A 10,845-nucleotide genomic window follows, 5' to 3' on the forward strand; every position below is an offset into this window, starting at 1 on the left:
CCCCAGCCCGTCGGGGGTGACGGACGTGGTCAGGGAGATCCCGTCCATGCACGGTTGAGGGCTCAACCGTGCAAGATCACCGCGGGAAGGGGAGGGGTCAGGGGGTGGGCAGGTGCGCGGCGTAGGCGGCGCGCAGCAGCCGAAGGCGGGCGCTGGAGGTGACGGACCAGTCCAGCCAGTCCACCGCGCCGCCGGTCAGCGCCCGCTCCAGCGCCTCCAGGTGCAGGTGCCACACCGCCAGCGACATCGGCACCCAGGCGTCCTCGCCCTCCAGCTCGTTCGTCAGCCGCAGCCGGGTGCGCGCCCGCAGCGCACCGGCCTCCACCGGCTCCAGCTCCCAGCGCAGCAGGCCGTGCTCGGAGCTGGTGTGCTCCAGCAGCCGCGGCGGGTCCAGCTCCGTCACCCGACCGGGCCACCACTCCAGCTCGGCCGGGTCGCCGTTCAGCCACATCAGGGAGAACTCCCCGCCGGGTCGCAGGTCCGCCCGCAGCGCCGCCCACCAGCGGCGCGTCACCTCCGGGACCGTCAGCGCCGTCCACAGCGCCGCCACCGGGTGCGGGTACTCGCGCTGCAGGGTCAGCGTCGCGCGCTCACCGCCGTGCAGGACGGCGCCGCCGAGGAGTTCCGGGTCGTCGCTCACCGGCACCATCCTGCCCCCGGCCGGTGGCGCCGGGGACGCGCCCCGTGCCGGTGGCGCGCTCCGGGGCGCCCGACCTGGGAGGATCACGCCGTGGGACTGGGCGGTGGACCGAGCTGGCGGGACGACTACGAGTGGTTCAGCCTCGACGACCTGCCCTCGCCGGAAGAGGTGGACGCCGGCCCCGACCTGTACGGCGACGCGCTGCGCGCCCTCGTGCGGGACTACCCGGTGTGGTCCGGCACCGACGGCTCCGCCCGCGTGCTGCTGGTGGACCTGGACAACCTGCGCGCCGTGAAGGGGCGGCTGCGCGCCCGGCTGGGGGTGGTGGTGGAGCTGGCCCGCCAGGCCGACCACGTCACCCTGGCGGGCCAGGCGGGGGCGGTGGCGCGCTCGCGCCCGTGGCTGGGCGAGTTCGCGCGGCGCGCACGGGCCGTGGCCGCGGGCCCGGACGTGGCGGACCTGGTGCTGCTGGAGGCCGCCGCGGAGGTCCCCGACCCCGCGGAGTTCCTCGTCGTCAGCAACGACGGCATCTTCGCCGACCTCGCCGAGCGCGGGGAGCTGACCGTCCTGTCGCCGGGCGTGGACGCCCTCAGCGACCGGCTGTACGGCGCGGCGAGCCTGCTGGTGGACCTGGCGGCGCTGGAGCAGGAGGCCGCGGGCCGCACCTGAACGGCGGCGTTTCCCAGGTCGTCGCGGGGCCCAGCACAGGGCCGCCACAGGTACCCGCCCGACACAGGTGGGGAGCCGGGAGACACCCGGCCCCACCGATCGGGGGACACCATGAGGATCACCAAGAGGACCGTGGCCGCGGGCACGGCGGGCGTCGTCGCCGCGAGCGGCCTCGGGCTGGTGCTGATCGGCGCGCCGCTGGCGTCGGCCGCCACCACCGGCACGTCGGCCACGAGCGGTTCGGGCGTCGCCGACCGGCTGCAGTCCATCAAGGACGCCCTGGCCGGGCTGGTCGGCGACGGCACCATCACCCAGGACCAGGCCGACGCGGTGGCCGAGACGCTGGACTCCTCCGACGCGCTGCGCGGCGGTGGGGGCCACGGCGGGTTCGGCGGCGGCCGGGCGCTGGACCTGGACGCGGCCGCGGAGGCGCTGAGCCTGGGCACCGACGAGCTGCGCACCGCGCTGCAGGCCGACGGTGCCACGCTGGCGAGCGTGGCCGCCGACCAGGGCGTGGAGGAGCAGGCCCTCGTCGACGCCCTCGTGGCGGCGGGCGAGGAGCGGGTGCAGCAGGCCGTCACCGACGGGCGGCTGACCCAGGAGCAGGCCGACGAGCGCATCGCGGAACTGCCCGAGCAGGTCGCCGCGGCGATCGACCAGGAGTTCGCCGCCGGCAAGGGCGGCGGGCGCGGGGGCGGGCGGCGCGGCGGTTCCGCCGACAGCACGGACGGTTCGAGCACCGGCGGTTCGAGCACCGCCGGTTCGAGCACCAGCGGTACCGCCGCCTGATCCGGTGTCCCCGCCCCCACCGGCACCGCCGGTGGGGGCGGGGGCCGTCAGGCTGCGCGCTCCCAGAAGCGCTCGTAGGAGCGGTGCAGCCAACCGTCCACCCAGGTGCGGTCGGCGCCCTCGGGCAGGTCCGCGGTGCGGCACTCCCGCTCCAGGTCCGCCTCGAGCGCGTCCAGCCGCGCCAGGACCTGCGCGAGGGTGCGTTCCCCGCGCCGCACGGCGCGCAGCTCCGACAGTTCCGGTTCCCGCACGGGCAGCGTGACGCGCCCGGTGCGCAGCAGTTCCAGCCCCTGCACGCCCAGCCGCAGGGCGTGCGCGGCGGGCTTCAGCGCGTGGTCGGTGGGGGAGGCGGCGCGCGCCCGCCGTGCCGCACCGGGCCGCCGCTCACCCGTCAGCACCTGCCGCTGCGCGCGCAGGTACCCCAAGAACCGCCGACCCGCGGCACGGCTGGCGAACCGCCCGGCCTCGCGGCGCAGTTCCCGCCCGGCGTCCGTCACCGCCACCACCTCCGCGTCCGGCACCCACAGGGGCAGCAGCACGGTGGGGTTCCCGGCCAGCGCCAGGCGCGCCCACTTGCGCGCCCCGTACACGACGACGTCCAGGTCGCCCGGGCCGGAACGCTCCCGCAACCCCAGGGGGCGTTCCCAGGCGGTGTGGAACTCGTACTGCTCGAACGGCACGAGCCGGCCGCCGGGGGTGCGGACCCGGGCCAGGCCGGTGACGTACCGCTCGGGTTCCAGGCACACGCCCATCTCGTCGCGGTCGTCCTGCCCGGCCAGCGCGGTGCCGTGCACACCGCTGCCCACCTGGGTGCGCAGGACCGTGCCGGCCTCGGCGATGCGGCGGGCCTCCTCGCCGGCGTGGGGGTGGTTCGTCACCCGGCCACGGTAGGAGGTGCGGCCGGGGGCGGCCACGGGTTTCCCGCCCGGGTGGTCGTCACACCTGGACGCGGTAGGTCAGGTCCAGCTCGTCGCCGGGCGCCCCGCGGATCGCCCAGTCGTGGCGCGGGGTTTCCAGGACGGCGACCTCCAGGTCGGTGGGCGTGATGCCCAGGTGGTCCTCGAAGTCCTGGAACAGCCTGCGGTAGAACGCCTTCTTCGTCGTGGTGCTGCGGCCGGCGAACATGAGCACCTCGACGACGGTGTACCGCTCGCTGCGGCCGGTGAGGGTGGGGAAGTCCTCGGCGTCCATGGGGAAGAACCGGTGGAACCGCTTCTCCGCGGGCAGGCCGAGGACGTCGACCGCGGCCTCGTGCAGGACGTCGGACAGCACGGGCCGCACAGGCCGCAGGACGTCGCCGCGACCGTAGACCTTGAACTGCGCCACGCCGGTCACGCTAGCGCAGCGACCGACTCGGGGACCGGCCTCACGGCACCGCACGCTCCACGTCGTCCAGGAAACCCCGCACGGCGGCCACGACGTCGTCGAGCGCGGCGCGGGACGCCTCGGCGTCCCCGGGGACCTCCAGGGAGTGGTCCGCTCCGGGGAGTTCCAGCACCCGCTGTCCGCTCGCGGCGGCCACCGCCGAGTCCCCGTACGGGTCGGCGTCGCCGCCGATCAGCAGGGTGGGTGCCGTGGCGCGGGCCGCGGCCGCGCGCACCTCCTGCTCGCCCAGCAGCGGGGTCAGCCAGACGCCGGGCAGACCCCGCTCGGCGGCCAGCGGCAGCAGCCGGGTGGTCAGGGACTTCGCCACCACCAGGTGCCTCCCGGTCCCGGCCGGCGGCAGCAGTTCCCGGCCCAGGGCGGTGACGTCCTCCGCTCCCGGCGCCTCGTCCCTCCAGCGGACGGTGCGCACCGTCCACCCGCGCTCCCGCAGCAGCGAGCGGGTGGCGCGCAGCAACGGCGCGTCGCAGCCGTACCCCCGCCCGGGCAGCACGGTGGCCGTCCAGGGCGCCGAGCCGGTGCCCTCCGTCTCGACGTCGACGAGTTCCCGCCGGTGCTGCACCGCCCGCCTCCCGGGTCGTCCCTTCCAGGTACGGGCGGGACCCTAGGCGGGTCCGCCCAGCGCGGCCAGGCGCTCCCGGGCACCTCCGGCCAGCAGTTCGGTGTCGGCGAACGCGGCGACGAAGCGGAAACCCAGGTCCCGGAACCGCGCGGCGCGCGCCGCCCCGACCCCGAACGCCCCCGGCACGACGCCGTGCTGCGCGCAGGCCCGCACGACCGTGGGCAGCGGGTCGTCGGGGCCGTCGGCGGCGAGCAGCGCCTCGACGTCGGTGCCCAGTTCCAGCGACAGGTCGAAGGGCCCGACGAACACGACGTCCACGCCCTCGACGGCGGCGATGGCCGAGACGTTCGCCAGGCCCTCGCGGGTCTCCACCATCACCGCGCACAGCACCTGCGCGTCCGCGTCGGCCGGCGCTGTCGGCGGGCGGCCGGTGAGCAGGGCGTGCGGCCCCCAGCTGCGCTCACCGGCGGGGGAGTAGCGGCAGGCGCGGGCGGCGGTGCGGGCCTGTTGCGGGGTGCTGACCATCGGCACGACCACCCCGGCGGCGCCGACGTCCAGGGCGCGGCCGATCTCCTGCACGTCCAGGCGACCCGGGCGCACGAGCAGCGGTGCGGCTCCCGCGCCGGCCTCCCGCAGGCACTCGCGCACCGAGCGGTCGTCGTGCTCGCCGTGCTGGGCGTCCAGGAGCACCCAGTCCGCGCCCGAGCGGGCCAGGGTGCCGACGGCGCCCGGGCTGGCGAGGTTGGACCAGGCGCCCCACAGGGGCCGGTCGGAGCGGGCCGTCCACCAGTGCTGCTGCTCCACGACGCTCCTCCCCGTCGGCCGCCGCGGTTCGGCGGCCCGGTGGCATCCTGCCCGCTGCTCAGCGGGCGTGCGCGGTCTCGTCGTGCTCGTCGGGTTCGAAGATGGTCTCGAGGGGTTCGCCCAGCAGGCGTGCGAGGCGGAAGGCCAGGGGGAGGCTGGGGTCGTAGCGGCCGGTCTCCAGGGCGTTGACGGTCTGCCGGGAGACGTCCAGGTGGTCGGCCAGCGCGGCCTGCGTCCAGCCGCGCTCGGTGCGCAGTTCGCGGATGCGGTTCTTCACCGGTGGGTCCTCGCTCCGCGCTCAGCGGTGCGCGACACCGGCGGCCACGGCCCAGGAGAGCATCCCCGCCCCGAAGGCCAGCCACGGGGCGACCGGCACCACCAGGCCCGCGGACTCCAGCAGGCCGAGGACCACGCAGGCGGTCATGGCGACGGCGAACCCGACGGCCAGGGCGCGCAGCTGGAGCAGCTGGGCGTACTCGTCGGAGCGCCGCAGCGCCCGCGCCACGGCGCGCACCACCGCGAGCACGGGCAGGACCGGCAGCAGCGCCCAGAGGAACCGCCAGGGGCTGTCGCCGTCGAGGTCGCCGAAGGTGCCCACGGCGATCAGCACGACGACGTAGCCGACCATCGCCGGGACGAACTCGCGCAGGTAGGCCCGGGTCCGTGCGCGGTCGCCGTCGCTGTGCTGCCTGGTGTCAAGGTCGTTTGTCATGGTCCCGAGCATCCCCTCCCGCACGCCACGTGTCAAGCGTCCTTGTCACGGCCTTCCCGGCCGTCCGGCCGGCATCGGTGCAGCACCCTTGACGAGAGGGAATTAGGACCCTAATTCGGTCGCCGTGGACCTCGCTCACGAACTGCACGACCTGGTGCGGACGCTCGACCGGCACGCCGAGCGGGCGTTGCGGCCCGAGGGGCTCAGCTACCACCGCCACGTGGCGCTCATCATCACCTCCGAGCACCCGGGGATCACCAGCAAGCAGCTCGCCGGTGCCCTCGGCATCTCCGAGCCCTCGACGAGCGCGCTGGTGCGGCAGCTGGTGTCGGCGGGCCTGCTGCGCGACGCGGCCCCGGCCGGCGCCGGCAACGTGCGCATGCTCGAGATCACCGAACGCGGTGACGCCACCAGGCGGCGGCGCGTCGGCCTCGACGCGGCCGAGCTGGCCGCCGCGGTGCGCGCCCTGCACGACGAGGTCCGTCGCCCCGCCGCCGACGCCCCCCGGCCCGTCCCGGCCCCCGCTCCCGAGGAGACCCGGTGATCCCCACTGCCGTCGTCGCCGCCCCCACCACCGCCCTCATGCTCGCTCGGCTCGGCCTGCTCGCGGCCCTGCACGTCGTGCCCAGCGACTACTCGCCCGTCCGCCACGCCGTGAGCGACTACGCCGTGGGCCGCACCCGCCGCCTCGCGGCGACCATGACGTGGATCGGCGCGGCCGCGTGGGCGGGGCTCGCGGGAACCGTCGCCGTCGCGCTGCCCGGCTGGGAGCACCGGGCGTCGGCGACGCTGTGGCTGATCGTCCTCGCGGCCGTGTTCGTCGCCCTGCCGCACCTGCCGACCGACCTCGAGGGCGAACGCCGCACGCTGGTCGGAACCCTGCACCTGCTCGCGGCCGTCGCCTGATTCACGATCAGCTACTCGCTCACCGGGACCTTCGACGACCTGTTCGCCGGCAGCGCGCTCGGAGGTGTTCTGCAGGTGCTGCACCTGGTGGCTGCGGGCTCCCTGGCCTGCCTGGTGCTCGCGCTCCTCGTCCGGCGCCTGCGGCCGCACGCCTTCGGGATCAGCGAGCGCGCGTTCATCGTGAGCGTCGTGGTGTTCCACCTGCTCGTGACGGTGGGCCTGCTGGCGGGGACCCCCGCGGGCTGAACCGCGACCGCACCCCGGAACCGCCCGACGCGGACCGCCGCACCCTCAGCCGGCGACGTTCGCGCGGGCGAAGGCGCGCTGCACCAGCCGGGTCAGGAACCCCGCGCGCGCCTGCCGGGGCCACGGCGGCACCACCGACCCGCTGCCGGCCAGGACCGTGAGGACCGCGCCGCGGACCCGTTCGGCGTCCAGGTCCATCGCCGCGAGCAGCCGGTGCGCCCGGGTGTCCGGCTCCAGGACCGCCAGCCACAGCACCGCCGAGGTCACCTTCCCCTCGCGCGGCAGGGCGCCGGACTTCTGGAGCTGGCTCAGCTTCACCGACGCCGAACCCAGCGCGGCCTGCCACTCGGGGGTGTGGCGGTTGCGCGGCGCCGGCCGGGGCCCGGGGGGCTCGCTACCCGCCGTGGCCAGGACCTGCTGGGCGTCGATGCCCAGGCGCCGCAGGTGCGGCGCGTCGTCCGCGCCGCGCTCGACGGCGGAACGCACCGCCTGCACGGTCAGCCCCGGTTCGGTGCGCCGGACCTGCTCCGCGAGCGGTCCCGCTGCGGCCAGCAGGCCCAGCAGCACGTGCTCCGAGCCGTAGGAACCGGCACCGAGGCGCGTGGCCTCCCGCTGGCTCGCAGCCATCACCGCGCCGAAGGACTCGTCGTAGACCAGCACCCGTGTCACCTCTCCGTGTCCCAGCGCCCCGGTCCGCTCGTGCGGCCGTGCTTCTTGTGGACCGTCTGGCGGGTCACCTGCAGCTCCACGGCGATCTCGGCCCACGACATCCCGTGTTCCCGCGCCCGGGCCACGTGCAGCGCCTCCAGGCGCTCGGCCAGCCGGCGCAGCGCCAGCGCGGTGCGCAGGCCCTCGCGAGGGTCGACCGCGCCGGCCGTCGCCTCCACCCGTTCCAGGTCCACGTTGTCAGCCTGGGCTGACAAGGCGGCTCTTGTCAACCGTTTCTGACAGGTGCGAGTCTCCGGTGGTCCCGCCCACGCCCGTCCCCGAGCGCACCGGAGCCGACGTGCCCGTCACCCCCTTCCCCCGTCCCCGCAGCTTCAGCGCCGCCCCCGGTGACGGGCCCGCACCGGGTGCCCCCGTCACCGTCACGATCGACCCCTCCCTGCCCGGGCAGGGGTTCCGCCTCGTCACCTCCGCCGACGGGATCGCGATCTCCCACGCCGACGCCGCCGGCCTGCGGTACGCCCTGGCGACCCTGGACCAGCTGCGCACCGGCCCGGACTTCGGCGACGTCGCGTACCGCGTCACCGACCACCCGGACTTCCCCGTGCGCGGTTTCGTGCTCGACGTCAGCCGCGACCGCGTGCCCACCCGCCGCACCCTCGCCCGGTGGGTGCAGGTCCTCGCGCTGGCGCGCGTCAACGCCCTCGAGCTGTACACCGAGCACACCTTCGCGTTCAGCGGTCACGAGGAGGTGTGGCGCGACGCCTCCCCGCTGACCGCCGACGACGTGCGCTGGCTGGACGGGCTGTGCGCCGCCCACGGCATCGAGCTCGTCTGCAACCAGAACACCCTGGGGCACATGGAGCGCTGGCTGCGGCACGAGGCGTACGCGCAGCGCGCCGAGAACGAGGAGGGGTTCACCGCGTGGGGGCGGCACCACCCGCCCGGCACCCTGGAACCCACCGCGGACAACGCCGACTTCGTCACCGGCCTCCTGGAGGAGGTCGTGCCCCTCTTCCGCACCCGGCGCGTCAACATCGGCGCCGACGAGCCGTTCGAGCTCGGCACCGGCAAGAGCGCCGGGCGCGTCCGGGAGGAGGGCCTGGGCGGCGTCTACCTCGAGCACGTCGCGCGGGTGGCGGGTCCCTGGCTGGAGCGCGGGTACGCCGTGGAGTTCTGGGCCGACGTCCTCGGCGAGCACCCCGAGCTCACGGGTCGCGTCCCGGCCGGCGCGGTGCCCGTCGTGTGGCAGTACGACTCACCGTCGCTGACCGCCGCCGCCGGGCTGCGCAACGGTTTCCGCGAGCGCGCCGTGCTGCTGCGGCAGGCCGGCGCGCCGTTCTGGGTGGCGCCGGGCGCGAGCAACTGGAACTCCCTGCTGGGCCGCTTCGACAACGCGGTGGAGAACATGGTCGACGCCGCCGAGGTCGGCCTGGAGAACTCCGCGCGGGGCTACCTCAACACCTCCTGGGGCGACGGCGGGCACTGGGACCCGCCCTCGGTGGCGTTCGGCCCGGCCCTGTTCGGTGGCGCCGTCAGCTGGTGCCTGGAGGCCAACCGGGACCTCGACGTCGCGGCCGTCCTCGACGAGCACGTCCTGGCCGACCCCACCGGAACCGTCGGCCGCGTCCTCGTGCGCACCGGGCGGGTGTGCGCCGACCTCGGCGTGCCGATGCTCAACGCCTCCCCCCTGCACCGCGCGCTGCAGGAGGCCGACGGGCTGGCCGACCCGGACGTGCCCACCCCAGAGCGGCTGCGCGGGGCGCTGGACGTGCTCGCCCGCTGCCGCGAGGACCTGCGCACCGCCGACCCCGCCTGCGCCGACGGCGACGTCGTCGTGCGCGAGCTGACCCAGGCGATCCGCCTGGCCGAGCTCGCCGCCCGCTACCTGCTGCCCCGCGCCGAGGGGGCCGACGGCCCCGACCCGGCCACCGCCCGCGCCCTGCTCGCCGAGCTCGACGCGCTCGTGCAGGAGCAGCGCGCCTGCTGGCTGCTGCGCGCCCGGCCCGGCGGCCTGGACGACAGCACCGCTCGTTTCACCGCCCTGCGCCGCGCCCTCGTGCGTGCGGGGGCTCGCGAGGACTGAACCGTGACGGGCGTTCACCCGTGCGGCGCCGGTGGCGCGGGTGGGGACGCGGTGACCGGGTGAAGCGCTGCGACGCGGTGTGCCCGGCGTGTGGCGCCGGTCACGGGGCTGTTCGGGTGGGTTCTCGCCCCGGTGCTTCGGCGCCCGCCCCGCACGGGCCGAGACCTTCCCCAGCGCCGCGAGGGACAGGCCCCGCGGCGGAGAGGAGAACCCCGTGTCGCCCTACGGCCCCCGCGTCAGCATCGCCTCCGTCCTCGCCGCCGAGGCGTACGTCGGCAGCCGCGGCCCTGCGCCCCGTGCGGTCGAGCCGGTCGCCCCGGGCCCCGTCCCCGCCGCGTCCGCCGCCACCGCCGTCGCCGAGGTGCCCGCCGCCGCCGGGTCGCGCCGCCGGTTCCTGGAACTGCTGCGCCCGGTGCGCCGCGCCGCCTGAGCGCCTCAGGAGGTGCGGCGCACCCCGCGCAGCACGGCGTCCGCGACCGCACCCGGTTCGCGCTCCGGGATCCAGTGCCCGCCCGGCAGTTCCGCCTCGGAGAACTCCCCCCGCACGTGCGCGGCCGTGGCGCGCACGGCGGCCGGGGAGAACGACGGGTCGTCGCGCCCGTGCAGGTACGTCACCGGGACCGCCACGGGACCGGTGCGCCCCTGCCGCAGCGGCAGCGCCCGGTACCAGCCCAGCGCCGCGGTCAGCGCCCCCGGTTCGGCCATGCGCCGCGCGTACCCGGCCGCCAGGTCCTGCGGCAGGCCACTGCGCACCAGCAGCGCCCGCAGCGCCGCGCCCGAGCGGGCCAGCAGCAGCCGCTCGGGCACCGACGGCACCTGGAAACCCGCCACGTACGTCGAGCGCAGCGCCTGGGTGCTGCGCAGCACCGACCCGCGCAGCGCCGCCGGGTGCGGTGTGGACAGCACCGTGGCCGAGCGCACCCGCCCGGGGTGCTGCGCGGCCAGCGCCCACGCCACCACCCCGCCCCAGTCGTGACCCACCAGGTGGAACGTGCTCGCCCCCGCCGCGTCGGCCAGGGCCAGCACGTCGGCCACCAGTTCGGGCAGCACGTACGCCGCCCGGCCCGGCGGGCGCGCGCCGGGGGAGTACCCGCGCTGGTCGGGCGCCAAGACCCGCAGACCCGCGGCCGTCAGCCGCGGCGCCACCGCGTCCCAGGCGCGCGAGTCCTGCGGGAAGCCGTGCAGGCACAGCACCACGCCCTGCGCGGCCCCCTCTGGCGCGTGGTCGCGCACGTCGAACACCAGACCGTCCCGCGCGTACGTCTGCACCTCCCCACCCTCCCACCACCACGGCCTCCCTGCGGTGTGGTCGGGTGGTTGATGTTTATTTTTTTACCGAGGGTGGGGGGGGGGGGGGGGGTTGTGGGGGGGGGGCGGGGGCG

General features: G+C 76.4%; 17 protein-coding genes. 7 read left to right on the plus strand and 10 right to left on the minus strand.

Going from position 1 to position 10,845, the window contains the following annotated elements:
• Positions 1-97 precede the first annotated feature (97 nt).
• Entirely contained in the window at positions 98-640 is a 543-nt protein-coding gene (locus ACRYM0_RS18740) for an SRPBCC domain-containing protein (protein WP_432507361.1), read from the minus strand.
• Positions 641-730: 90 nt separating this feature from the next.
• Here ACRYM0_RS18740 and ACRYM0_RS18745 point away from each other — a divergent pair, with 90 nt between their 5' ends.
• Together ACRYM0_RS18745 and ACRYM0_RS18750 are read left to right on the plus strand one after the other, a co-directional pair.
• Positions 731-1,309, plus strand: a complete 579-nt coding sequence (locus tag ACRYM0_RS18745; protein WP_432507362.1) for a hypothetical protein — start codon at positions 731-733, stop codon at positions 1,307-1,309.
• 111 nt (positions 1,310-1,420) lie between these two features.
• A complete protein-coding gene (locus ACRYM0_RS18750) occupies positions 1,421-2,098 on the plus strand; it encodes a hypothetical protein (RefSeq protein ID WP_432507363.1) in 678 nt (225 codons plus the stop codon).
• Positions 2,099-2,145: 47 nt separating this feature from the next.
• Here ACRYM0_RS18750 and ACRYM0_RS18755 read toward each other — a convergent pair whose 3' ends face one another.
• Genes ACRYM0_RS18755 through ACRYM0_RS18780 form a run of 6 tightly spaced genes read right to left on the minus strand, consistent with a single transcriptional unit; the run spans position 2,146 to position 5,559 of the window.
• Complete coding sequence (locus ACRYM0_RS18755) at positions 2,146-2,976, minus strand: nucleotidyltransferase domain-containing protein (RefSeq protein ID WP_432507364.1); 831 nt, start codon at positions 2,974-2,976, stop codon at positions 2,146-2,148.
• 58 nt (positions 2,977-3,034) lie between these two features.
• Entirely contained in the window at positions 3,035-3,424 is a 390-nt protein-coding gene (locus ACRYM0_RS18760; protein ID WP_432507365.1) for a tautomerase family protein, read from the minus strand.
• 40 nt (positions 3,425-3,464) lie between these two features.
• Positions 3,465-4,043, minus strand: coding sequence for an alpha/beta hydrolase (locus tag ACRYM0_RS18765; protein WP_432507366.1), 579 nt, complete (start codon positions 4,041-4,043; stop codon positions 3,465-3,467).
• Between the two features lie 42 nt (positions 4,044-4,085).
• Complete coding sequence (locus tag ACRYM0_RS18770) at positions 4,086-4,847, minus strand: HpcH/HpaI aldolase family protein (protein ID WP_432507367.1); 762 nt, start codon at positions 4,845-4,847, stop codon at positions 4,086-4,088.
• Between the two features lie 58 nt (positions 4,848-4,905).
• Entirely contained in the window at positions 4,906-5,124 is a 219-nt protein-coding gene (locus tag ACRYM0_RS18775) for a helix-turn-helix transcriptional regulator (RefSeq protein WP_432507369.1), read from the minus strand.
• A 21-nt stretch (positions 5,125-5,145) separates the two neighbouring features.
• Entirely contained in the window at positions 5,146-5,559 is a 414-nt protein-coding gene (locus ACRYM0_RS18780) for a hypothetical protein (protein ID WP_432507370.1), read from the minus strand.
• Between the two features lie 124 nt (positions 5,560-5,683).
• Between ACRYM0_RS18780 and ACRYM0_RS18785 the strand changes: the two genes are divergently transcribed.
• The 3 genes from ACRYM0_RS18785 to ACRYM0_RS18795 all read left to right on the plus strand — a co-directional run bounded on the left by ACRYM0_RS18785 (position 5,684) and on the right by ACRYM0_RS18795 (position 6,711).
• Entirely contained in the window at positions 5,684-6,103 is a 420-nt protein-coding gene (locus ACRYM0_RS18785; RefSeq protein ID WP_432507371.1) for a MarR family winged helix-turn-helix transcriptional regulator, read from the plus strand.
• Complete coding sequence (locus ACRYM0_RS18790; RefSeq protein ID WP_432507372.1) at positions 6,100-6,465, plus strand: hypothetical protein; 366 nt, start codon at positions 6,100-6,102, stop codon at positions 6,463-6,465. The genes ACRYM0_RS18785 and ACRYM0_RS18790 overlap by 4 nt, the downstream gene beginning before the upstream one ends.
• A 75-nt stretch (positions 6,466-6,540) precedes the next feature.
• Positions 6,541-6,711 carry a hypothetical protein gene (locus ACRYM0_RS18795; protein WP_432507373.1) on the plus strand — a complete coding sequence of 57 codons (171 nt, stop codon included), beginning with the start codon at positions 6,541-6,543 and terminating at the stop codon, positions 6,709-6,711.
• Between the two features lie 45 nt (positions 6,712-6,756).
• On the opposite strand, the gene ACRYM0_RS18800 is transcribed toward ACRYM0_RS18795, so the two are convergent.
• Entirely contained in the window at positions 6,757-7,371 is a 615-nt protein-coding gene (locus ACRYM0_RS18800) for a Clp protease N-terminal domain-containing protein (protein ID WP_432507374.1), read from the minus strand.
• Positions 7,372-7,376: 5 nt separating this feature from the next.
• Positions 7,377-7,613: a helix-turn-helix domain-containing protein gene (locus ACRYM0_RS18805; protein WP_432507375.1), complete on the minus strand. Its 237-nt coding sequence runs from the start codon at positions 7,611-7,613 to the stop codon at positions 7,377-7,379.
• Positions 7,614-7,717: 104 nt separating this feature from the next.
• Here ACRYM0_RS18805 and ACRYM0_RS18810 point away from each other — a divergent pair, with 104 nt between their 5' ends.
• A complete protein-coding gene (locus ACRYM0_RS18810) occupies positions 7,718-9,463 on the plus strand; it encodes a beta-N-acetylhexosaminidase (protein ID WP_432507376.1) in 1,746 nt (581 codons plus the stop codon).
• Positions 9,464-9,677: 214 nt separating this feature from the next.
• A complete protein-coding gene (locus ACRYM0_RS18815; protein ID WP_432507377.1) occupies positions 9,678-9,893 on the plus strand; it encodes a hypothetical protein in 216 nt (71 codons plus the stop codon).
• Positions 9,894-9,898: 5 nt separating this feature from the next.
• On the opposite strand, the gene ACRYM0_RS18820 is transcribed toward ACRYM0_RS18815, so the two are convergent.
• A complete protein-coding gene (locus ACRYM0_RS18820) occupies positions 9,899-10,732 on the minus strand; it encodes an alpha/beta hydrolase (protein WP_432507378.1) in 834 nt (277 codons plus the stop codon).
• Between the last annotated feature and the right edge of the window lie 113 nt (positions 10,733-10,845).

The organism is Kineococcus arenarius subsp. arenarius (genome assembly GCF_050871845.1).
Lineage (GTDB): Bacteria > Actinomycetota > Actinomycetes > Actinomycetales > Kineococcaceae > Kineococcus.

Coding starts and splice junctions, on each gene's coding strand:
- ACRYM0_RS18780 (WP_432507370.1), bottom strand. CDS start 5,559: ATGACAAACGACCTTGACACCAGGCAGCACAGCGACGGCGACCGCGCA.
- ACRYM0_RS18750 (WP_432507363.1), top strand. CDS start 1,421: ATGAGGATCACCAAGAGGACCGTGGCCGCGGGCACGGCGGGCGTCGTC.